Here is a 22,697-nt window from a genome sequence, read left to right on the forward strand (position 1 = left end):
CGGGTCAGCGGGGAGGCCACCGCTTGGCCGGGTGACTTTCAGTCGACGGGACCGCGGGGTCGGTCCTCGCGAACCGTCTCGGCCACCCGGTCGAGCAACGCCCGCAACTGCGTGGTCTCCTCGGGGCCGAGGTCATCGGTGATCTGCAGCTCGATGTCGGCGATCACTTTGTCGGCCGCGCGCAGCGTCTCCCGCCCGGCGTCGGTGAGGTGGAGTTCCTGGACGTGCCGGTGGCGTGGGTGCTCGCGTCTCTCCAGCTGTCCGCGGCTCTCCAGGCGTGCCACCAGTGAGGCGACGGCCTGGGGGGTCACGTTGAGGCGGCGGGCCAGCTCGGCGCCGGTCAGCCCTGGTTCGGCATGCACGGAGATCAGGAGCGTGTAGTGCGAGGCCGCCAGGCCCAGCGGGCGCAGCCGCTGCTCCTTGAGTGTCTGCACCGCCAGCTCCGCGCGGCGCAACGCCCAGGTCACCCGGTCAAGTGCGTGGGGCCCGACGGGCTCGTCGTTGTGTCGTATCACGGAAGAAGGATACGACACTTCACAGCTATCAAGCGTTTGACACTCGCCCAATGCTTGAGAGACACTGGTCCCATGACTCGCACCCTCGCCCTCATCACTGGCGCCTCCTCCGGCATCGGCGTCGCCTACGCCCGTCTTCTGGCGGACGACCACGACCTCGTCCTGGTGGCGCGACGCGCCGACCGGCTTGCCGACCTCGCCGAGGAACTCCGCACCCATGGAGCGACCGTCGAGGTGCTGCCGGCCGACCTCGCCACCCACGACGGCATCGCCGCTGTCACCGACCGCCTGGCCGCCGGCGACGTACGCATGCTGATCAGCAACGCCGGCGCCGGCGGCTACGCCCCGCTCACCGATGTCGACCCGGCCGAGATCGACAGCCTGCTCACCCTCAACGCCGTCGCCCCCATCCAGCTGGTCCGCGCCGCACTTCCCGGAATGCTCGCGGCAGGCGAAGGCGCCGTCGTCACTGTCGCCTCGCTCCTCGCCTTCAGTGCGGGCAGCACCCTCGGCGGCGTCGGCGGTGCGGACGACGCGCGGGCGCGAGCACCCCGGCGCACGCTCTACGTCGCCGCGAAGACTGCCACCCTGGGATTCACACGCACGCTCGCGGGTGAACTCGCCGATACCCCGGTCCGCGTCCAGGTGGTGTGCCCCAGCATTGTGGCAACGGAGTGGAACGGTGGCGTCTCACGCGGCAACCCCCAGGCCATGCTGCCTGAGGACGTGGCCTCGGCCAGCCTGGCGGGTCTGCGTCTCGGTGAGACCGTCTGCGTCCCTGGTCTGGAGGACCAGGACTCCGCTCTGGACGCCTTGCTCACGGCGGAGACCGCTCTGATCGCGGGCGGCTTCCGGCCCACCCCTGCGGCTCGCTACACGGATCCGCAAGCTTAGGACAGTCGAGACTGGCGGGTAGGTGATGCCTCTCCTCCGTGCAGCACATGGAACCGGGCATCGTCGAGACGAACCTCGCCGGCATGGCCCGGCTCGGCAGGCCGGACGGCAGCTCCGCGTACGTACGGTTGTCGACGCGGCCTCAATCGGCCCTGTCGTGAGTACCTGCGGCGTCGAGGTGTCCGGCACACCATCCCGGAGAAGACCGACAGCCAGGCCGCCCGCCTACGCAAGGGCTCACGCGGCGGACGGCCACCCGGCTTCGACGAAGAGCGGGGTGCTGGCCCGAAGGCTCGATCGACCGCAGTACTTCGGGGTGGGAACTGGCTCAACCTCAGCACATTTCTCTCACTGAGCCATCAACCGGCATACCCACGAAGTCAATCCTTAAGGGAGGAAGGATTCCTCCCTTGGATGAATCCTTCCCCTACGCACGGATAGCTGACCGTGCCAACCTTTTGTGTAGCCAGCAGCGACCTCGGCTGGGGATCCTCACATTCGGTCGAATGATGCATACGCGGCCCGGTGAAATGCAGGTCCCTGAAGGTGCGATCCATGGCGGCAAAGGATGCCTACAGGGATGCCGCGACGACCGTGGTTGCTGCGGCCACGGCCAGTTCCGTCCCCGTTTGGAGAATCGTGTTCACCGTCAACGCGTACGCCGCGACGTCCGCGACCGAACCGCTCACTCGGACCACCATCGAGCGCCGCGAAGTCGGCCCGCACGATGTTCTCATCGAGATCAAGTACGTCGGCATCTGCCACTCGGACATCCATCACGTCCGTGGCGACTGGGGCCCGGTGCGCTATCCCGTGGCCCCCGGTCACGAGATCGCGGGAGTCGTTACCCAGGTCGGCTCGGGGGTCGCCAAGCACGCTGTCGGTGATCGCGTCGGCGTCGGCTGCATGGTCAACTCCTGCCGTACCTGCGACTCCTGCCTCAACGGTACTGCCTCAACGGCACCACGCTCACCTACGGCTCCATGGGCCGGGACGGCACTGCCACCCAGGGCGGGTACAGCACCCACATCGTCGTCAACGAGGACTTCGTCGTCCGCGACCCGGGAGATGCTCGACTTCTGCGGCGAGCACGGCATAGGAGCGGAGATCGAAGTCGTCCCGGTCGAGAAGACCAACGAGGCGTACGAGCGCGTCCTGTCCTCCGACGTGCGCTACCGCTTCGTGATCGACATGGCGACGCTGGCCTGACCACGCGAGGGGTGAGGCCGCTGCAGCGGTGTCACCCCTCGTGCTGTATCGGGGCGCCCGCGTACAGGAGGTGCCACGACCAGCAGCATCGAAGTTCAGCGGGTGATGTAGTCGCCGTCCATGGATGCGGGACGCCGACCATGAAGCTGGTTCCTGGACCAGCCGGCTGGCATGTCGGCCGGTAGTGACCGACTGGGCGCTGGTCGACCACACGACGTACTGCCATTACCAGATGGAAGAACCACCGATGACGATGACGTATCAACACCTCGGCCGGACAGGCCTGAAGGTGAGCACGCTCGGCCTGGGGACCATGAACTTCGGCTGGGTCACGGACGAGTCCACCAGTTTCGCCATCCTCGACCGGGCAGTTGAGGAAGGCATCAACTTCGTCGATACCGCCGACGTGTACGGCGGCCCGCAGGCGCCCGACATGGAAGTGGGCTACGGCCTCTCCGAAGAGATCATCGGCCGGTGGCTGGCTCAAGGCGGTGGCCGGCGCGACCGGATCGTGCTGGCCACCAAGCTCTACCAGCCCATGGGGACCGGCCCGAACGACAAGTACCTCTCCGCCTACAAGATCCGTAAGTCTGCCGAAGGCAGCCTCCGAAGGCTGCGGACCGATCACATCGATCTGTACCAGATGCACCACGTCGACCGTTCGACACCATGGGAAGAGATCTGGCAGGCCATGGAGCAACTCGTCCGCGAGGGCAAGGTCACCTATGTCGGCAGCAGCAACTTCGCCGGCTGGCACATCGCCACCGCCCAGCAGGAAGCCGGCAAGCGGCACTTCCTCGGCCTCGTCTCCGAGCAGAGCCTCTACAACCTCAACGCCCGCACAGTCGAACTCGAACTGATCCCCGCCTTGCGCCACTACGGCCTGGGCCTGATCCCGTGGAGCCCGCTGGACGGTGGCCTGCTCGGCGGCGCCCTGCAGAAAGCCGACAGCGGTCGACGCTCGTCTCCCGACTTCCTGGCCACCGTCGAACAGCACCGGCCACAGCTTGAACGGTACGAAGCCTTGTGCGCGGACCTCGGCGAGCGGCCTGCCGACGTCGCCCTCGCGTGGCTGCTGCACAACCCGGCGGTCGCCACCACCATCGTCGGGCCGCGAACGCCGGAGCAGCTGCACCAGACACTGCGAGCCCCGCACCTGACCCTGTCGCCTGCGACCCTTCGAGAGCTCGACGAGATCTGGCCGGGTCCCGGAGGTGAGGCCCCCGAAGCGTACGCCTGGTAATTCGGCGAGCGGGGCGTCGAGGGCGGCCGGCTTGATCGAGTACCGCGACACCAAGAACGACACCCTTCGTCAACTGGAGTACGTATGAAATACACGCGACTTGGAACCTCAGGGCTCGTTGTCAGCCGTCTCGCGCTCGGCTGTATGACCTTCGGGGACACCGCGAGTGGATTCAGCAAATGGGCACTTGGCGAAGAGGAATCAGAGCCGGTCTTCCGGCAGGCTGTCGAACTGGGCATCACGTTCTGGGACACCGCCAACGCCTACAGCTTCGGCAGCTCGGAAGAGATTGTGGGGCGCGCGATCAAGAAGTACTCGCGCCGCGAGGACATCGTGCTCGCCACCAAGGTCTTCTACCCGATGCACGCCGGCCCAGGTGGCTCTGGAACATCACGCAAGGCGATCATGGAGCAGATCGATGCGTCGCTGACCCGGCTCGGCACCGACTACGTGGATCTCTACCAGATCCATCGCCTCGACTACGAGACGCCCGCCGAGGAGACGATGGAGGCCCTTCATGACGTCGTGAAGGCGGGCAAGGTGCGTTACATCGGCGCATCGTCGATGCTGGCGTGGGAGTTCTCCAAGCTGCAGTACACCGCTGACCTGCACGGGTGGTGGACGCGGTTTGTGTCCATGCAGGACCAGTACAACCTGCTCATGCGTGAAGAGGAACGGGAGATGTTCGGCCTGCTCGCCGATCAGGGTGTCGGGAGTATCCCCTGGAGCCCGCTGGCACGCGGTCGGCTTACTCGGCCGTGGCGTGAGGAAACCCGTCGATCCGAAACCGACCCCGCGTACGGGCGCCTGTTCGTCGAAGAGGAGTCAAATCGGAAGATCGTCAACGCGGTGCAGTCGGTAGCCCAGGCGCGCGGGGTGTCCATGGCCACGATCGCGCTCGCGTGGGTCCTGGCGAATCCAGTCGTCAGCGCCCCGATCGTCGGGGCTTCCAAACCGCGACAGCTGGTGGATGCCGCCGCGGCCCTCGACATCACCTTGACGGACGACGAAATCGCCGCACTCGAGAAGCACTACACGCCTCGGCCGGCAACTGGCATGAGCGCCGCTGACCGTCCGCCGCAGCGCTGAGAGCAGGGTACGTGCGTGCGGCGGCGGGGGAGGAGCGGCTCCCAGATGAGGCCACATCGCACGGGTGCCATGACGGAGCGACGCGCGGTGGTTCGCCTGCGAAACGGGGGGGGGTGACTACGGTCTGTGAACACTACCGCCTCTGGGCCTTCTTCCTCGTGTTGAGGCGAGCTCTCGTCTGTTGCCCAGCCAGCACGGTTGAGTCCGGTGCTGGCTTTCAGGCCGCCGATGAGGCAGCGATGTGCGCCAATTCCTTGCACATGTGGCGGGGCACCATTCAGTTCTCCGTGTCACAGTGCGCGTGGCCACCACGGGGGCTCCGCTGGAGCCCCTGGTTATTGAGGAATGGTTTTGCTGGCCCGGGTGGTCGGATCTTGGTTCAGACCGCGTCCCGCGGGTGTGCCAGGCAGTGGGCCGGGGCCGTTCTCGTGCACCACTACAACCGCACCTTCACCGGGATGTCCTTCGGCGGTGTCGGTGCTCACCGGACGAGCCCGGTGAACGACCTGGCCCGAGAGGTGTAATGACGATCCTCGAAGGCTGGTAGGCGTGCGTAGCTCCCTGCCGGCCTTCCGGCGGTACCTGGGGAACAACTCCAGGTACCGCCATCGCCGTCGATCCGTCCCGACCAACGGACCAGCCATTCGAGCCCTGGCCGGTCGGTCAGAGGGAACAGATCGGCGTCATCGGTGCGAGCCGTCCGCCACCCAGGGATTGCCGCACGTCGTGTGCGTGGCGAACGGCAGGCCGGAATCGGGCAGCGGTCGTCATTCCCCTTCGCAGACGCCTTCGACGGCGACCTTCTGGTACAGGTGCGGGTAGGCGACGGTGCCGGCAGGGTAGCGCTCCAGGTGTGAGGCGAACTCCGGCGTGCCGAGCGCCGCACGGAGGTGCTCGGTGGATTTCCAGACCGCGACGTTGGTGAAAAGCCGGCTGCCGCCGATGCCCCGGTACAGCTGCACCGAAAGAAGGCTCCCCGACTTCTTCATGTACTCCGCGTCGTCCGTCCAGGCGGCCACCACCTCGTCCTCCTTGCCTTCCGGGGCGACAAACGTGTTGATGATGGTGACCGGGCCGGCCTTCTCCTTCTGCTGGTCGTGGAAGTGGGTGGACTCGTCGAGGTTGCCGAACTTGAGCATGATTTCTCCGTGAAATCGAGGGGGCAGTGGGTCTACGAACCCACAGGGATTCAAGTGATCCGGGACCGGGAGGCGGCCCGTTTGCGTATTGGTGAGTCGTGATCAGTGGGTGGTCCGGGTAAGGCGGCTACGCCGATGGTCGGTGCGTGGCCCCACTCGTGGTGTGCGTTCAGGCGTGGTGCTTGTCGAGGAAGTCGGTGATGAGCTGCAGCCACTCCTCGGTCCGTTCCAGCATCGGCAGGTGGCCGGTGGCGATTTCCGCGAGTTGGGCGTCGGGGATGGTTTCGGCGAGGTGGCGGTGCAGGGCGGTGGAGGTGAGCCGGTCGTCGGTGGTCGAGATGACCAGGGTGGGGACCGTGATGCCGGCGAGGTCGTCACGGACGTCGACCTGGCCGACGAGGTCGGTCTGCTCGGAGCTGCCGTCGGCCGCGCCGGCGGCGACGTAGCCGAGGGTCTGTCGCAGCTGCTCGGACGGCATGGACTCCAGCGCCTGGGTGCCGAGGGCCATCATGAGCTGGAATTCGGCGAGCAGCTCGCGGTCGCCGGACGCGGCGATCTTGCTCCAGACAGAGGAGGCGAGAGCGAGCCGGTTGTCGCGGTGCGGGAAGGCGGCGGTCAGGACGAGTGCGGTGACGCGCTCGGGGTGACGGGCGGCGGCTCGGATGGCGACCGGGCCTCCGAGGGAGAAGCCGGACACGGCGAAGCGGTCGATGCCTTCTGCGTCGGCGGCGGCGACGAGCTGGTCGGCGAGGTCGTCGACGGACAGCGGGGTGGTGGAGCGGGGGGTGTCGCCGCTGCCGGGGTAGTCGATGCCGACGACGGTGTGGCGGGCGGCGAGGGCTTCCAGGACGGGGCCGTAGGTGCCGGCCAGGCTGCTGCCGGCGCCGTGGGCGAGTAGCAGGCCGGGGCCGGAGCCGAGGCGCGTGCGGGAGAACGTGGGTGCGATCAGGTTGCGAGGTGACATGACCGTCTGCCTTTCGAATGCGCCGACACGCAAGAATCATCCAGTGCGTGTGATTACCCTCTTAGGTTTATCACACGAAGCGTATGATTCGGCTCGAGCTGTGACCTCAATCACACTCAATGTATGATTTGCAGGTAGGGTGGTGGCATGAAGCAGCCCCTCCACCGTCGTCAGCCGACCCCGGGCAACCCGCGCGTGCAGCGCACCCGCAACCGCGTGCTGGCCGTCGCCCGGGAACTGCTGCCTCAGGTCGGACCCGCCGGGCTGACCTATGCCCTGCTGGCCGAGCGGGCAGAGGTCACCCGTCAGACCCTCTACCGGCACTGGCCCACCCGAGCCGCACTGCTCTTCGACCTCGTCCTCGAAGGTCCCGGCCTCGGCACCTACCCCGAACCGGGCAGCGACGTGGGCGCCGTGGCCACCGCCTGGCTGAAGAGCCTGCGCGCCGGCGTCAGCGTGCCGTCCGTGCGCACCGCGGCTCTGGCCGTCACCGCCCAGGCCGACCACGACCCCGACAGCGCCCGTGCGCTCGTCCGCATCGGCGAAGACCGCTACGCCGGCTTCAACAGGCTGCTGGAGCCTTCGGGCGTCGAGATCAGCGAAGACGAGTTCACCCTGCTGTACGGGCCCGTCCTCGCCCGGCTCTTCCTCGACCGCGGCCAGGTCACCGACGCCTTCATCGACGCCGTCGTGGCCCAGTGGCTCACCATGCTGCAGTGTGGTGACGCACCGCAGGACTCCGCGTAGTAGTCACCGAGAGCTCTTGACAGAGGCCGACCGGGACAACCGCGTTCAGACCGAGTGCGCCTCGCCGCCCCGCTGCCGAGCACTCGTGCACACCCAACATGGCCGCCGGCCCGGCGGCCGGCTTCATGGAAGCTTCATGTGCTGAGTGGTACGTGCTTTATGAGGCGGCAGTTGTCTGGCCGTCATGCACGTACTCCTCGTCCCGCCAGTGGACAGCGTTGATCTGTTGACCTTCGTGGCGGCAGCGCCGGCGGGGCCGGTGACGCCGGTCGCGGGTCCGCTCCACAGCCGACTGCGCGCAGGCGCGGCTACGTCGGCGCCATGGGGTTCCCACGCATGAGCGCCTGATCGATCTGCCGGCGGCAACTGGCCCGGCAGAGGAGCGGCTACCCGCTTGCGCTCCGCGATCGGTCTGCACCGCGCGCACGCCCGCGCGTGGAGGCAGCGGTCTGCATGACGGCGCGGACCATCTCCGTCCTGCACGGACCATCGCCGTCCTGCGCAGGCCGTGCCCGGCCTGGCAACGGCGCAGTGACGCACACACATACGACCTGACTCGCACACAGCATGAAGAGGGAACGGGACATGAACCTGCGACGGAACATCTCGCGCCGAAGGATGATCGAAGGGGCTTCGGCCGCGGCGCTTGTCGGGGCGGCGGCCACGGTGCCGGCTGCCATGGCTACTCCGGAGGCAGCGCCGTCCGGCTCGGGACTGCCGAAGGGCAACTGGCGCATCGATACCCACGCGCACTACTCCCCGGACGTGTACAACGACTACCTGAAGCGCTATGGCCTGCTCGGCGCCATTACCGGGGCGTACGGTCCCTGGTCGGTCGATCGGCACCTGGCCTTCATGGACCAGTACCGGATCCAGGCCAGCGTGCTGTCGTTCGGCGACCTCCAGATCACCCTCGGTCCGGTCGACGACCGGCGTGCCACCGCCCGCGCGGTCAACGACTACGCCCGCGAGCTCGTGCAGACCCGTGGTGACCGGTTCGGGATCTTCGCGGTCACCCCGATGCCCGACATCGAGGGATCGGTTGCCGAGGTGGACCGCGCGCTCGGCGAACTGGATCTCGACGGCATCTGCCTGCTCACCAACTACAAAGGCACCTACCTGGGGGACCCTGCGTTCGCGCCCCTGTACGAGATCCTCAACGAACGCGGTGCCTACGTCTACGTCCACCCGACAGGCCCGGAGAACAACCCGGCCCCCAAGCTCTGCTTCGGGCCCGACATCCCGGCCGGGAACAACGTCTTCGAGTACACCTTCGACGCGACCCGTGCGATGACCAGCCTGATCTACAACGGTGTCCTGCGGGACTACCCGAACATCCGCTGGCACTTCACGCACAGCGGCGGAGCTCTGCCGTTCCTGGCCTACCGGCTGGCGACCCGGCACTCGGCCTTCCCGCCGTTCAACGAGGTGCTGCCGGAAGGCCCCCTCAAGTACATCAAGCGGATGTTCTTCGACGACGCACAGGCGTTCACCGCCGCGCAGTTGCAGCCGCTGTCGTCGCTGGTGCCCGCCGACCACATCATGTTCGGCAGCGACTGGCCCGCGACCCGACACCTCTACGCGGCCGACAACGTCGAGACGATGCCCTTCCTCAAGGGCAGCCTGCCGAATCTCAAGACAGGCGACCCCGAACCTACCGTCGACGAGATCTACAGCCGGCGCAGGCGGATCGCTCTCGAGCGGACCAACGCCCTCGAGCAATTCCCGAAGCTGCGGGCGCGTATACGCCGCGCCGGCTCGCGCTGAGCCGCGACCGCACACCAAGCCGCCCGCTGCCCCGCCGACGAGGCGCGGGCAGCGCTCTGGGCAAAGGTCACCGGCGGCCGACGGAGGGGCCACCGACGGGAATCGACGCCCCCCGGCCCGCCGCCCGGCCGCTGAAGGAGATCGGTTCCGACGTCGTGCACATCCCGTCCCACTGCGCCGTCCGCCGGAGCCTGGCGGCCGCCCTGCGCCGACGAGGGACACAGGGGGACGGCCACGACAGAAACCGTACGCTTGCCGCATTCGAGGTCCTCTGCCTCCATGCCGCCGGCGCCCCCGCGGCCATGACGGTCTCTCCCCTCCCTCTTCTCAACTCGGCGATGGAAAGCGAGCACGATGAGTACGCAGCGCGTTCTGGTCGTCGATGACGAGCCCAAGATCCGCATGACCGTGCGCGGCTATCTGGAGGCAGACGGGTTTCTCGTCGTCGAAGCCGCGGACGGGCCGTCCGCCCTGCGGGCGGTCACCCGTGACCGGCCGGACCTCGTGGTGCTCGATGTGATGCTCCCCGGGCTGGACGGATTCCAGGTCCTGCGCCGCATCCGGGAGGCGAGCCAGATCCCGGTGATCATGCTCACCGCCCGGCACGAGGAGGTCGACCGGCTGATCGGTTTCACCACCGGCAGCGACGACTACGTCACCAAGCCGTTCAGCCCCCGCGAACTGGCACTACGGGTGCGCGCCATCCTGCGGCGCACCGACAGCCGGTCCGAAGCGGACCACGAGGACGACATGCTGCGCTTCGACGGACTGACGGTCGATCCCGAGACACGGACCGTCCTCGTCGACACCGGCCGGACGGTGGAGCTTTCCGCTCTCGACTTCGATCTGCTGTTCGCGATGGCCCGGGCCCCCGGGCGGGTCTTCACCCGGCGCGGACTGCTCACCCAGGTGTGGGGCGAGGACTTCTTCGGCGACGAGCGCGTCGTGGACGTACACATCCGCACGCTGCGGCGCGCGCTGGGCGACGACGCGAACGCGCCCCGCTTCGTGGGCACCGTCCGCACCATCGGCTACCGGTTCGTCGGGCGCCCCGCCTAGCGGCCAGGAAGGACACCCCGCCCATGCTTCCCTCCGGCATCCCGGGCTGCCACGGGTGCCGTGCGCGGCTGCGCCGAATCCAGGAGCGGCTGTCGCTGCGCAACCGGCTGATGCTCTCGCACGTGATGGTGCTCCTCCTGGCCCTGCTGGCCATGGCGGCGATCAGCGCGCTGATCGAGGTGTGGCTCGGGTTTGCCGATATCGAAGCTGACGTGGTCCTGCAGATCGGCCTCTTGTTCGGAGTGGCCGCGGCCTTCCCGGTGTCCCTCGCCCTGTCCCGGTTTCTGCTGCGTCCGCTCGACAGGGTGCGCGCCGCCACGCGCCGGCTCGCTGAAGGACACTACGACGACGTCCTTGAACTCCCCAGCGAGCCGGGCTTGGCAGCGCTGGTCGAAGACGTCAACACACTGGCGGCAGCCCTGGCCGACACCCAACGCCGCCGCGCCCGCCTGATCTCCGAGGTGGCCCACGAGATGCGCACCCCCATCACCCTCCTGCGCGGCCAGATCGAGGGCATGGCCGACGGCATCTTCGTCCCCGATGAGGCGATGTTCGCCTCGCTCGCCGACGACCTTCACCGGTTGCAGCGCCTGGCGGGCGACCTCTCCAGCCTGTCCCGGTCGGAGGAGGCCGCCTTCGATCTTCACCGCAGGCCCACCGACGTGGCCACGCTGGCGCGGGCGACGGCCGAGCGACTGCGCCCCCAGTACGACGACCAGATGGTGACCCTCGTCGTGGACGCAGGCACATCCGTCGGCGCCCTCTGCGACCCGGACCGGATCACCCAGGTCCTGGTGAACCTCCTCGGCAACGCACTGGCCGCGTGCGATCGGCATGGGCAGGTGACACTGTCCGTGCACACCGAACCGTCCCCCGCGGACCATGTGGTCGTCCGCGTCATGGACGACGGCATCGGCATGGCCGAACACGATCTCGAACGCATCTTCCACCGCTTCGAACGCCTTGATCATCCCGGCCGACCCGCTGCCGCCGGCGGCAGCGGCATCGGCCTGACCATCGCCCGGGGCATCGCCCGAGCCCACGGCGGAGACATCACCGCGCAATCCTCCGGGCCGGGCAAGGGAGCAACGTTCACCTTGCGCCTACCGCAGGAACCCGCCCCCGAGGACGGCATGCCTCAGGTCTCCCGCTGACTCCGGCTGAAGGTCATGGCCCCGGGCGTCAACGGGAGCGTGGAGAGCCGGCTTCATGGGAGCTTCATACGCCGAGTGGTACGTGCTTTATGAGGCGGCGGTTGCCTGGCGGTCATGCAGGCTCTCCTCATCCCGCTGGTGGCGGGGTTGCTCGCAGGTCCGCTCCGCAGCCCACTGCCGACCGGCGCCGCAGCACCGGCTGCCTTGAGCGTCTGATGCTCACCCGCCCCGAGGCCAAGCGGCCGACCGTCGGGCCGCTCAGTTACTGATCCACCCCCGGTGAGCCGTACGGCCGAGGCTCGTTCCCTCACGGTCTCACCAGGGCGGGCGATGCGCAGGCGGCTCCGCGAAGCCCTGGATGAACCGCGCAATGATCCGAAGGAACGTGAGAGTGGAACAGACCATGATGGCGGTCCGCCTGTTCGAACATGGCGGGCCAGAGGTGCTCAAGTACATCGAGGCGCCGATTCCCGAGGTCGGCCCCGACGACGTCTTGATGCGCGTGCACGCCACGGCCGTCAACAGCTGGGACCTGCGCTACCGCGCGGGCAGCCTGCCGCAGCCTCTGCCGGGACGGCCGCCGTGGCCCCTGCCGTTCCAGCTCGGCCGGGACGCGGCCGGTGAAATCGTCGCCACCGGCGAGAACGTCACCCGGTGGCACCTCGGCGACAGGGCGGTGCAGCTCCCGCACCCGCCGTGCCGTAACTGCGCCCTGTGCGTACGCGGTCTGGAAAACCTGTGCGTCGACACCGCCTACCCCGGACACCAGGTCTTCGGCGGATACGCCCAGTACGTCGTGCGTCGCCAGGACGCGATCCTGCCCATCCCCGACGGCGTCGACTTCGAGACGGCCGCAGCCACCATGTGGACCTACACCACACCCCTCAACTGCGCGCGGCAGGCACCCGTCGGTCCCGGCGACACGGTGGTCGTCACCGGCGCCAGCGGCGGGATGGCCATCGCCTGCGCACAACTGGCCAAGCTGAGGGGAGCCACCGTCATCGGCACCACCACCAAGCCGGACCGCGACGAAGCTCTCAGCAAGCTCGGCTACGACCACATCCTGCACTCCACCGATCCCCGACTGCCCGCACACGTGCGGGAGCTGACGCATGGTCTGGGCGCCGACGCCGTCTGGGACTGTGTCGGGGGCAACGCCTTCTTCCAGCTCTCCCTTTTCTGCACACGGCTCGGCGGCACGGTCATCGTCCTGGGCACACCGACCGGCCAGGGCTCCCGCCTCGAACTGGACGCACTCGCCCTCATCGGCCGGCAGGTGAGGATCGCCAGCGTCCGCGGCGCCACCCTGCGCGACCAGCAACTCTGCCTGGAACTGCTGGCAGACAAGAAGATCCACCCGATCATCGACCGCGCCTACCCCCTGGAAGAAGCCGCCGAAGCCCACGCCTACCTCGAAAACCACCGGCAGACCGGCAAAGTACTCCTCCTGCCCTAACGCCCCAAGCCGCCTGTCGAACGGGTGAACTGCCCCAGGTTGGGTGAAGCCGAGTGACTTGGTTTCATGCTCGACTGCGTTCAGCCGACGTCGAAGACATTCGGCAGCCGGAGGAGGTGACGGGTGCGGTCGTGCCGCTTGAGTGCCTCCAACTCGGGCGCCCGGTACAGGGGAGTCACGGTGCACCGCTCGGCGGTCGAGCCGATGCGCTCCAGCAGGGCGTTGACGGCCTGCCGGGCCGAGGAGTTGGCGCCCTCCATGGTGGCGAGATCGATGGGCACCGCCACGTAGTCGCCGGCCAGGAAGAAGTTGGGGATCTTCGTGGCCGACCGCGGGCGGTGGTGGAAGGTCCCCACCGGATGGATGAGCAGCTGTTCCTCGTTGACAGGCTGTGGCGTGCCGAGTCCGTCCACGGCCGGATCGAGGAACCAGGAGTGCAGTACGGAGTCCTTCAGGACCGTGCGGCCGCTGTCGTTGAGCGCCGCCTTCAACTGCGCCCACACCTCGCGGGCGACTTCTGTACGGGTGCATTGCTTGGCCGTCTTGCCGTACAGGATGCCCGGGCGGTCCCACTCGGAGACGTCCACGGACAGGCAGTCCGCGACCGTACCGTCGCCGAAGTCGGCGGGGAAGTCGTGGCCCGGCCAGTGCTGGGCCTGGGCGATCGCGGTCAGCGACCAAGGGGAGTCGATGAGGTCGAGGTGGCCGTGCAGGATCGGCGTGCGTTCGGTCAGATAGAACTGTATGCCGGTCATCCAGTCCGTCTCCAGCAGGTCGCACTCGGCCAGTTGGGGGTCGGCGGCGCGTACGGCGGAGTTCCATGTGCGGCGGGCGTGCTCGACCGGCATCGCGGAGATGTAGTGGTCGGCGGTGACGGTCCGGCGTGCGCCGCCCGGGTCCTCCACGACAGCCCCGGTGATCACACCCCCGCCCAGGGTCAGGTCCCGCACGGTCCAGCCGACGCGGAACTCGACCCCGAGTGACTTCAGGTACGTCACCCAGGGATCGATCCAGGCCTCGTTGGTGGGCGCGTTGAGGATCCGGTCCAGTGGTCCGTCCGCGCCCCGCCCGAGGAGGTTGAAGGCGAAGGCCTCCAGCAGGGTGGCGACCGTACGGGTGCTGGCCTCCTCCGCCTTGGTGGCCACGATGTTGCGGGTGATGCCGACCGCGAGGATCCGCTGGTAGTCGTAGGACATCCGTCCGGCCCGTACGAACTCCCACCACGGCGTCCGCTCCCATGTGTCGTCGCGGCGCTCGTCGCAGCTGGTGAGGAAGACAAGGAAGCGGTTGGCGAAGTAGAGGGCCTCGTGGAGGGGGAGGTTGAAGGCCGTGTCCAGGATCGAGGTGAGGGCGCGGCGGATCTCGTCGGGGGTGAGTTCGGCCGGGGTGTTGCCGGGCCAGGGCAGCGGGATCCGGATGTCCTCGCGGCCGCCCGACCGGGCGAACAGCATCTCCTTGGGAGCGACGAGGTTGTCGTGGACACCGCCCGGGTTGCCGGGGAACGGGATGCGCCGCATGGTGTCGGGCAGGTTGTGGTAGATGCCGGGGATGAAGCGGAAGCCGTGCTCCCCCGGCAGGGGGCGGCGGCCGCCCGTGCCGCTGTCCGGTACGTCCATGCTGCGGGCCTTGCCGCCCAGTGCCTTGCGTTCGTAGACCGTGACCCGGAAGCCGCGCTCGGCGAGTTCGTGCGCGGCCGTGAGCCCGGCGACGCCCCCGCCGAGTACGGCCACGGTCTGCGGCGCCGCGCCGTTCTCGGCCGAAGCCCGCTGGGGCATGCCGAGGACGACCCCGCCACCGCCGGCGGCCGCGGCGGTGCCCAGGAAAGTTCTGCGCGTCGTGCCGCCCATCGCCACCCCTTACCGTCGGTAACGTATCGGCGCACGAGGATATGGGCGACGCAACGAACCCGGAAGACGGCCGACGCAACTTTGGCTTGATGCCGCATCACTCGGCACCGGTCACGGCGCACGCTCCGGTGTGGACGGCGCGCAAGAGACCGGGCCGCCACTTCCCCCGCGGGGGAAGTGGCGGCCCGGCTGGAGGGGGTCAGCGGGTGAAGGTGACCCGGTGCTCCTTCAGGGAGCCGCAGTTGGAGCCGTACACCTGCACGTACGTGTTGGCGATGCTGCCGCCCCAGTCGACGCAGTGGCCCTTGCCGTAGACGTACGTCGGTCCGGCGTACGACGTGAACAGGCCCTCGTCGTAGTGGCTTTCCTCGGTGTCCGGGACGGAGACCCAGGCGGACATGGGCACGGCCTTGCCCGGGTTGTTGCGGATGGTCGTGACGCAGTTCTGGCCGTTGGAGGAGTTGTAGGTCAGGTAGACGGTCCCCAACGAGCCGACGGACGCCGAGTTGACCGTCTTGTAGCCACTTCCACAGACCTTCTGCGGTGTGGTGTTGGGCGCGGCCGAGGCCGGCGACGCCAGGGCGGTCATGGTCCCCACGGACAGTGCCGCCACGGCCGACGCGGCCAGAACGGAACGGGTGAATCGCATATTTCCCCCTTGCAACTCTTCGAGGTGGTTGCTCCTGCATGGTGTGACCCGCAGGGCATCCAAAGGGTTGTGCGTCAGTTCGCAGGAAAACAGGGGGAGTTGAGGGCGAGTGCGAGCGGGGGCCGCGCCCCGTGGCCGCGGGTGCCCGAGCGTTCCCAGGCTTCGGCCGTTTTACTCACGAGTCGCTTATGGCACACGCGAGATCCAGAGGATCTGTGCAGGGGTGTCACACGGACTGCACACCGCCCTTTCAAAGTCTCGTTAGCGTTACGGCTCGATCCCACGTGCGAACGTGACCAGGCCGCGGCCGGCGAGCCGCCGGAACAGCCAGATCGGGAAGACCACACATGGACTACTGCTCCTCGTGCCGTCGGCACCTCAACGGCGCCTTGGTCTGCCCGGGGTGCGGCGCCTACGCCCCGGACATCGACCCCTGCGCCGTCGGCGACCGCGGCGGCCCGGCCCCCGCGCCCGCCATGGCCCCGGGCGGAGCAGCCTGGGAGTACCCGGCCGCCACCGGCACCTGGCACGACGGGACCGTGTGGGACGAGGCCCCGGCGCGTACACAGCAGAGCCCCGGCTCCGCCTCGACCGACGGCTACGACTCCCCGGACACGGACACGGACACGGAGACCGGCACCGACACGGCCGAGGGCTACGAAGCCCGGCCGCCGGGGCGGGCAGCCCGGCGCCGTCAGATGGCCCGCTGGAAGAAGAACCAGCGCCGGGCCGTGGTGGCGACGGCGGTCGCGCTCGTCGGAGGCGGTCTGACCGTCGCCGCGATGAACGGGAACGCGAAGCCCGGAGTGCAGGCGGCGGCGACGCCGGAGGACACGACCATGGGCGGCGCCGCGGGGGAGGCGCCGACGTACACCGAACCGACGTCGGGCCAGGACGACACCCCGCGCTCCGCGGCCACTCCCACGACTCCGTCGCACGCCGACCGCGCCTCGCGCCACCAGCGGTCCCGGGCCGCCGACCCCCGCACCACGCCGACGGACACGCGGACGGACTCGGCCGCCAAGCCCCGCGAGCTGCCGCTGACGACCGCGCCCCAGCGGAAGACCGTCACGGACACCGTCGGCACGACAACCGGCAACGCCGGTTCGTCCGGGTCGAACACGACCGAGCCGACGACACCGCCTGCCGCCGGGTCCGGCTCGGACGCACAGCAGCCGACGTCCCCCTCGACACCCCCGCCCGCGGCGACCACTTCCCCCGAGACGCCTCCCTCCGACTCGAAGTCGAAGGAACTCTGCCTGCTCGTCATCTGCCTGGGCTGAGAGGCAACTGCCTGCACCGAGGGCACGCGGCCGCCGAAACCGGTGGCCGCGCATGGCGGAGGAGAGCAAGGCGCGGCAGGTCCTCGACATCGGCTGCGGGACAGGGGTGCTCGCGCCGACGCTTGCCGAACGCGGCATCGAGGTCGTCGGCGTCGTCCCGCCGCGGCGTCCCTGGACGTGGCGCGGGGCAAGCCGGGCGGCGGGCGGGTGCGGTGGATCCACGGCGCCGCGACGAGCCTGCCGCCGCTCGCCGCCGGCCTCGCGACGATCACCGGCAACGCCGCCCAGGAGATCGTCGACCCGCAGGAGTGGCGCAGGACCCTGTGCGGGGCCCGTGCGGCACTGCGGCCGGGCGGACGCCCGGTGTTCGAGACGCGGATACCGGCCCGCCGCGCCTGGGAGGAGTGGAACCGCGAAGCCACGTACGGCGCGACGGACGTGCCCGGCGTCGGCGTCGTCGAGACCTGGGTCGAACTGCTCGACGTGAGCGGACCGATGGTGACGTTCGGGTGGACCTATGTGTTCGCGGCGGACGGGCAGACGCTGAGGTCGGACTCGACGCTGCCCGACCGGCCGGGCCGGGAGTTCGTGTTCGTCGCACGACGCCCGGAAACCGGCCCCTGAGGCGGCCCCGCCGACTCCGCGGCATGCGGGAGCCGACCGTACAATCCTCGCGACCAAATCGGGGGCGACATCAGCGGGGGAGTCCGCGTGGAAACGATCATCGTGCAGTTGCCCGGTACCGCCCAGTGGGGGGCGGACGAGAAGGGCAGTCCCGAACTGATCCATCTGGGGCCGGGGGACATCGCAGACTTCGGACGCGGCGGGGCGGGGGTCCGCATCGTCCTGACCGACCCCGGGATCTCCCGCCGCGCCGGGCAACTGGAAGCCGCGGGGGACTACTGGCGGCTGTCCAACTTCAGCCGCAGCGTGTCCTACGTGGTGGAGAACCTGGAGGGGGCCGGCGAGTACCTCACCGTCGCTCCCGGGCGGCTCGGGGCGCCCGTACCCTTCGAGTTCTCCCGCGTGGTGCTGCCCGCCCTGTCCGGCACCGCCACGTTCAAGGTGTTCGCACCCCAGCACGCCTATCTCGGCGAGCAGTCCGTGCCGGGCGGCGGCGAACAGACCGTCCACCCCTTCGCCCTGGACCCGACGTCGAAGTACTTCCTCGTCCTGGTGGCCCTGTGCGAACCCCGGCTGCGCGACCCCTCCGACTCGGCACTGCCCGGCGTCGGGCAGATCGTGGAGCGGCTGCGGCCGCTGGAGTCCTGCCGGGATCTGACGCGCTCCGCGGTCAACTACCACATCGACTACCTCGCCTTCGCCAAACTGCGCCTGGATCTCGGCGAGGAGGCCACGACCGCGGCCGACGGCGGCCGCACCGGCGCCAAGCGCACCCGGCTCGCCTCCGTCGCCCTGCGCTTCGGCCTGGTCCGCGAGGAACACCTCGGCCTGCTGCCGTCCCGCGGTGCCGGCCGCCTCACCGACCCGCAGGAGGCCGGCGCATGACCACGCCCGAGGAACGGGACGAGGAACTGGAAGCGCCCCGCCCGCCCGGCCTCCCGGAGGGCTTCCGCATCGAGGGCTGGGAAGTGGGCGCGGTCATCGGCTCCGGCGGCTGGGGGACGGTGTACGAGGCCCGTGCGGTCGCCGACGGCACGCCCGTCGCCGTGAAGGTGCTCCCGACCGGCGCCCTCGGGCCCGGGCAGCGCGCGGCGCTCGGTGAACTCGTGGCGCGCGAGGTCCGGTTCAGCGCGGAGGCCGACCACCCCCACCTCGTCCGCACCCACGCGGTGTGCACCGTCGAGGCACCGGAACTGCCCGCCCTGGACGGCGCGATCGCGCTGGTCATGGACCGGGCCGAGGCCAGCCTGAAGGACGTACTGGACGCCGCCGGGACGGGCGGGCCGATCGCGGACGCCGACCGTGTCCTGCGCGGAGTCGCCGCCGGGCTCGCCCACATGCACGACGCCGGATGGGTGCACGGCGACCTCAAACCCGCCAACGTCCTGCTGGGCCCGGGCGGTCAGGTGTGGCTGGCGGACTTCGGCCTGACCACCGAACTCGACGGCACCCACGCGCACTTGCCCCCGCTCGGAACCCTCGACCACCTGCCGCCCGAGTGGTGGTCCCAGCGCACCGGCACCCAGGGCGCCGTCGTCCGGCCCACCGCCGACATCTGGGCCTTCGGCGTCCTCGCCCACCAGGTGCACACCGGCGGCCTCCACCCCTTCCCGGGCGCGACGGCCCGGGCCCGCTCGCTCGCCGCCCAGACCTACGCACGCGGCACCGCGCCCCTGCGGCTCGACGCCGGCCTAGACGAGGACATGCGCCGGCTGATCGCCGACTGCCTCGCCCCGGACCACGCCGCCCGCCTCCCGCACACGGCCCGCGGCATCGCCGCCCGGGTCGAGGCCATCACCGGCGACCCGCCCCGCCGCCGAAGACGCCTGGTGCCCGCTGCCGCGGCCGGGCTCGTCGTCCTGACCGCCGCCGCCGTCGCCGGGGCGGCCCTGCTCGGCGGAGGCGTCGGCACCCGGGACGACGACAGCGACCGCGACACCCCCACCGTCACCGGTACGCCCAGCCCGCCGGCCGGTGAGATCCCCGAGAACTCCGACGTACCGGAGGCGCTGCGCCCCGTCATCGCCCGCGCGGCCCACCGCTGCACCGACGAGGAGATCACCCCCGCCCTGCTCGCCGCGCTGATCAAAGCGGAGAGCAACTTCGACGCGAAGGCCTCCCGCCCGGAGAGCGAGGAGTACGGCATCGCCATGTGGACGCCGTCGGTGTTCCGGGCCTGGGCGGTGGACGGGGACGGAGACGGCGACAAGGACCACATGTCGCCACCGGACGCGATCTCCACCATGAGCCTGTACGTGTGCTGGCTCGACCAGCGCTTCAAGCAGGCCGGGCTGCCGAAGAAGGACCTGCCCGCGCTCGTCGCGGCCGGCTACCGCACCAGTGACCGCACGGTCATCGAGGAGCGGGGCGTACCGGAGCGGGTCAGGCCGCACGTGGACAAGGTGATGCGCTACCTCGCCGAGTACGAGCGCTGAGCGGCACACACGCGAGCGGTGGGCCGGGCCGCAGCCCCGCCCACCGCTCGTCCCCCGTTCCCGGCACGGCCGCTACGCGGCGCACTCCGGGACGTTCGGCAGCCGATTGTCCGGCGAACTGATGTAGATGTTGGAGATGTAGCCGCCGTACTGGGGCAGATAGGCCCACCAGTCGTTGGTGTACGGCGGCACACTGACCATCTCGCCCCGGGTCTGGCAGCCCACCAGCACCTCGACCCCGGCGGGGAGCTGCGTCATCCGGTCACCGCCCGTGGCCGGCCCCCTGCGGACGTTCACGAACTCGCCCCAGGTGCCGAACCAGGTCCCGGCGGGCCGCTTCGCCCCCGGCACGTTCAGTGAACGGGTCAGCCGGCCGATATCGGTGTACGCCTTGCCGTATGACGTGCCGACCGGGTGCAGCGTCAGCACGGCCACGATCGCCCGGTCGTCCGCGCCGACCGTGCCGGTGGTGTGCAGCGCGGGGCGGGTGAGGTCCACGGCCGCGGCGGCGCGGGGAGCCGGGGCGGCCGACTCCGCCGGAGTCCCCGAGGACGCGGTCCGAGAGCCGCATGTGCCCTTCGCGTACTTCCCGGCCCAGCCCTGCTTCACCGCCCAGGGCCGGTCGAACGACCCGGCGATGCCGAAGTGCTGGTCGAAGGCGTCGGTGGCGGAGCAGCGAGTGGAGCGGCGCAGGTTGTCCATGATGAAGTCACGGACGGGCGCGGGCGCCTTCTCCAGGATGTACCGGTAGATCGCCACCGTGTCCCGGGCCGAGAGCGCGGTGTAGCCCCAGAAGCCCGCGTACTCGGCGGGCGGCGGCGCCGTGTCGCGCAGACCGAGCGAGGGCCGGTCGATCATCCGCTTGATGATCGCCGAGCCGCCGTACGTCGACCAGTAGTGGTTCGCGGCGTCGTCGTCGCTGCCGCGCAGCATCGGCTCCAGCCGGGCGCGGTCGGCCGGTGGGATGGTGTAGTCGGGCCCGCGGTCCCACAGGAAGTCCAGCGCCAGCAGGAGCTTGACGACCGAGGCGGACCGGAACTGCGCGCTCTCGTCGACCTGTTCGGTGAAGGTGCCTGTCTGGCGGTCGTAGACGGCCACGCCGGCGGTGACGCCGGGCGGGATCTGGGCGGCTTCGGAAATCTGGACGGTCCCGGCGGGCTTGTCCGCCCGGGGTTGTGCCGCCGCACCGCTCGTGAGTGACGCGACCGTGAAGACGGCCGCGAGCGCGGCCGCGCCGCGCAGGAGCATGCGCATGGTTGCCCTTCCTGGATCGCCCGGTTGTCCGACGGGCCGTTGGCCCGCGCCGCCACGATAGGAGCCGGGGCGGGGCGGGCGGTCCTGACGAATGTCAGGGCTCCGGGCCACCGAGTACGCCGAGGGCATGGCCCTGAAGTGCTGCTGGTCCGAGCCGCGCCACACGCCACACGCCTGCGGCGGGCCACCGGGAGATCGGTGGCCCGCCGCAGGCGTGTGGAGGGGACGGTGCGTCAGCAGTCCGGAACCCCGGCGATCTTCTCGCCGCCCCGGATGTACAGGTTGTTCACCCAGGCGATGTCGCTGCCCGAGAACTCCATGACGGCGGTCCACCAGTTGTTGGTGCCGACGGCCGGGTCGTGCACGGTCTGGCCCTGCTTCTGGCACAGGGCGTCCGCCCACCACTGCGAACGGACCGCGAGCCGCGGGGAATCGGTGGTCGGCTGCTGGCGCAGGTTGACGTCGGTCGCCCAGATGTAGACGTCGGTCAGGGTCGGGTCGCCGCCGTTGGCCCCGGCGGCCGGCGCCGCCTGGGCCGTGGTGGCGAGGCCGCCGACGGCGAGCGCGGTCACCGCGAGGCCCATGGCGGTACGGCTGATCAGTCGCTTCATGTGTCTGTCCCCCGAAGGACGAAGGCGAGCAAATGGTGTGGTCGGAAGTGGTCCTGTTCCGGCCTCGGCGGTGCACCGGGACGGGCAGCCTGCCGACGTCAGAACTGTAGGGACGCCCCCGGCCACACGGTCCTGACAATTGTCAGGACCGGCTGGGCCGGCAGAGGTGGGAGAGCCCGGCCGGCGGCCCTCGAACACGGCCGAAAACCGCTCGACGACTCCCGTGGCCCCTGTCTACGATCCACCGCGCGGCATCGCGTGCCGGTCACCGGCCGGGTGAGGCATGGAGGCGCCGCGGAGATGCCCGTGGAGGCATTCAACCGTGTCAGTCGAGTTCAATCACACCATCGTCCTGTCCCGAGACCGGGAGAAGTCCGCTCACTTCCTCGCGGAGATCCTGGGACTGGAGGTCGGGGCACCGACCGGGGTGTTCCTTCCGGTGACGACCGCCAACGGCGTCACGCTGGACTTCCTCACCATCGACGCCGACATCCCCATGCAGCACTACGCGTTCCTCGTCTCCGAGGACGAGTTCGACGCGGCCCTGGCCCGTCTCGTCAAGGCCCGCGTACCCATCCAGGCCGACCCGCACGGCAACCACCCCCGCCGCATCAACCGCAACGACGGTGGCCGGGGCGTCTACTTCCTCGACCCGGCGGGCCACGGCCTGGAGATCCTCACCCGCCCGTACGGCACGGATCCGGCCTCGGAGTTGAACGGGGTCACGGAGGACGTGCCCGGGGCGGTCTAGCCGGTAC

20 protein-coding genes and 2 pseudogenes are annotated in these 22,697 nt (G+C 69.7%); 15 read left to right on the forward strand and 7 right to left on the reverse strand.

Annotation, left to right across the window (positions count from 1 at the left end):
* Nucleotides 1-38: 38 nt before the first annotated feature.
* On the reverse strand, nt 39-515 hold the full coding sequence (locus AB0G20_RS24720) for a MarR family transcriptional regulator (protein WP_361306040.1): 477 nt from the start codon (nt 513-515) through the stop codon (nt 39-41).
* Nucleotides 516-587: 72 nt separating this feature from the next.
* Here AB0G20_RS24720 and AB0G20_RS24725 point away from each other — a divergent pair, with 72 nt between their 5' ends.
* The 5 genes and pseudogenes from AB0G20_RS24725 to AB0G20_RS24745 all read left to right on the forward strand — a co-directional run bounded on the left by AB0G20_RS24725 (nt 588) and on the right by AB0G20_RS24745 (nt 4,950).
* Nucleotides 588-1,409, forward strand: a complete 822-nt coding sequence (locus tag AB0G20_RS24725) for an SDR family NAD(P)-dependent oxidoreductase (RefSeq protein ID WP_361306042.1) — start codon at nt 588-590, stop codon at nt 1,407-1,409.
* Nucleotides 1,410-1,574: 165 nt separating this feature from the next.
* Nucleotides 1,575-1,682 (forward strand): annotated as a pseudogene (locus tag AB0G20_RS24730) (IS5/IS1182 family transposase); the annotation flags it as partial.
* A 366-nt stretch (nt 1,683-2,048) separates the two neighbouring features.
* Nucleotides 2,049-2,618 (forward strand): alcohol dehydrogenase catalytic domain-containing protein, encoded by a 570-nt coding sequence (locus AB0G20_RS24735; protein ID WP_361306044.1) that lies wholly within the window; start codon nt 2,049-2,051, stop codon nt 2,616-2,618.
* 253 nt (nt 2,619-2,871) lie between these two features.
* Nucleotides 2,872-3,861 carry an aldo/keto reductase gene (locus tag AB0G20_RS24740; RefSeq protein ID WP_361306524.1) on the forward strand — a complete coding sequence of 330 codons (990 nt, stop codon included), beginning with the start codon at nt 2,872-2,874 and terminating at the stop codon, nt 3,859-3,861.
* Between the two features lie 84 nt (nt 3,862-3,945).
* Nucleotides 3,946-4,950 carry an aldo/keto reductase gene (locus tag AB0G20_RS24745; RefSeq protein ID WP_361306046.1) on the forward strand — a complete coding sequence of 335 codons (1,005 nt, stop codon included), beginning with the start codon at nt 3,946-3,948 and terminating at the stop codon, nt 4,948-4,950.
* A gap of 767 nt (nt 4,951-5,717) precedes the next feature.
* On the opposite strand, the gene AB0G20_RS24750 is transcribed toward AB0G20_RS24745, so the two are convergent.
* Entirely contained in the window at nt 5,718-6,089 is a 372-nt protein-coding gene (locus AB0G20_RS24750) for an antibiotic biosynthesis monooxygenase family protein (protein ID WP_361306048.1), read from the reverse strand.
* Nucleotides 6,090-6,258: 169 nt separating this feature from the next.
* Entirely contained in the window at nt 6,259-7,053 is a 795-nt protein-coding gene (locus AB0G20_RS24755; RefSeq protein ID WP_361306050.1) for an alpha/beta hydrolase, read from the reverse strand.
* A 147-nt stretch (nt 7,054-7,200) separates the two neighbouring features.
* Between AB0G20_RS24755 and AB0G20_RS24760 the strand changes: the two genes are divergently transcribed.
* From AB0G20_RS24760 to AB0G20_RS24780, 5 genes are all read left to right on the forward strand, one after another.
* Entirely contained in the window at nt 7,201-7,800 is a 600-nt protein-coding gene (locus AB0G20_RS24760; protein ID WP_361306052.1) for a TetR/AcrR family transcriptional regulator, read from the forward strand.
* Between the two features lie 678 nt (nt 7,801-8,478).
* Nucleotides 8,479-9,567 (forward strand): amidohydrolase family protein, encoded by a 1,089-nt coding sequence (locus tag AB0G20_RS24765; RefSeq protein WP_361306054.1) that lies wholly within the window; start codon nt 8,479-8,481, stop codon nt 9,565-9,567.
* A 354-nt stretch (nt 9,568-9,921) separates the two neighbouring features.
* Nucleotides 9,922-10,626, forward strand: coding sequence for a response regulator transcription factor (locus AB0G20_RS24770; protein ID WP_361306056.1), 705 nt, complete (start codon nt 9,922-9,924; stop codon nt 10,624-10,626).
* 23 nt (nt 10,627-10,649) lie between these two features.
* Complete coding sequence (locus tag AB0G20_RS24775) at nt 10,650-11,780, forward strand: HAMP domain-containing sensor histidine kinase (RefSeq protein ID WP_361306058.1); 1,131 nt, start codon at nt 10,650-10,652, stop codon at nt 11,778-11,780.
* Nucleotides 11,781-12,171: 391 nt separating this feature from the next.
* Nucleotides 12,172-13,236 carry a zinc-binding dehydrogenase gene (locus AB0G20_RS24780; RefSeq protein ID WP_361306060.1) on the forward strand — a complete coding sequence of 355 codons (1,065 nt, stop codon included), beginning with the start codon at nt 12,172-12,174 and terminating at the stop codon, nt 13,234-13,236.
* A gap of 80 nt (nt 13,237-13,316) precedes the next feature.
* Here AB0G20_RS24780 and AB0G20_RS24785 read toward each other — a convergent pair whose 3' ends face one another.
* Entirely contained in the window at nt 13,317-15,083 is a 1,767-nt protein-coding gene (locus AB0G20_RS24785) for an FAD-dependent oxidoreductase (RefSeq protein ID WP_361306062.1), read from the reverse strand.
* A gap of 199 nt (nt 15,084-15,282) precedes the next feature.
* Nucleotides 15,283-15,732, reverse strand: coding sequence for a spore-associated protein (locus tag AB0G20_RS24790; protein ID WP_361306064.1), 450 nt, complete (start codon nt 15,730-15,732; stop codon nt 15,283-15,285).
* A 347-nt stretch (nt 15,733-16,079) separates the two neighbouring features.
* On the opposite strand from AB0G20_RS24790, the gene AB0G20_RS24795 reads away from it, so the two are divergent.
* From AB0G20_RS24795 to AB0G20_RS24810, 4 genes and pseudogenes are all read left to right on the forward strand, one after another.
* On the forward strand, nt 16,080-17,015 hold the full coding sequence (locus AB0G20_RS24795; RefSeq protein ID WP_361306066.1) for a hypothetical protein: 936 nt from the start codon (nt 16,080-16,082) through the stop codon (nt 17,013-17,015).
* A 7-nt stretch (nt 17,016-17,022) separates the two neighbouring features.
* Nucleotides 17,023-17,639: pseudogene (locus AB0G20_RS24800) on the forward strand (class I SAM-dependent methyltransferase).
* An 87-nt stretch (nt 17,640-17,726) separates the two neighbouring features.
* Nucleotides 17,727-18,524 (forward strand): serine/threonine protein kinase, encoded by a 798-nt coding sequence (locus AB0G20_RS24805; protein ID WP_361306068.1) that lies wholly within the window; start codon nt 17,727-17,729, stop codon nt 18,522-18,524.
* Nucleotides 18,521-20,074, forward strand: a complete 1,554-nt coding sequence (locus AB0G20_RS24810; RefSeq protein ID WP_361306070.1) for a serine/threonine-protein kinase — start codon at nt 18,521-18,523, stop codon at nt 20,072-20,074. Before AB0G20_RS24805 ends, AB0G20_RS24810 begins: the two co-directional genes overlap by 4 nt.
* Nucleotides 20,075-20,146: 72 nt before the next feature.
* Here AB0G20_RS24810 and AB0G20_RS24815 read toward each other — a convergent pair whose 3' ends face one another.
* Entirely contained in the window at nt 20,147-21,328 is a 1,182-nt protein-coding gene (locus AB0G20_RS24815) for a hypothetical protein (protein ID WP_361306072.1), read from the reverse strand.
* Between the two features lie 233 nt (nt 21,329-21,561).
* Nucleotides 21,562-21,939, reverse strand: coding sequence for a peptidase M23 (locus tag AB0G20_RS24820; RefSeq protein WP_361306074.1), 378 nt, complete (start codon nt 21,937-21,939; stop codon nt 21,562-21,564).
* Between the two features lie 322 nt (nt 21,940-22,261).
* Here AB0G20_RS24820 and AB0G20_RS24825 point away from each other — a divergent pair, with 322 nt between their 5' ends.
* Nucleotides 22,262-22,690, forward strand: coding sequence for a VOC family protein (locus AB0G20_RS24825; protein WP_361306076.1), 429 nt, complete (start codon nt 22,262-22,264; stop codon nt 22,688-22,690).
* The last annotated feature ends 7 nt before the right edge of the window (nt 22,691-22,697 follow it).

Origin of the sequence: Streptomyces sp. NPDC024017, assembly GCF_040638895.1 — a bacterium.
GTDB lineage: Bacteria > Actinomycetota > Actinomycetes > Streptomycetales > Streptomycetaceae > Streptomyces.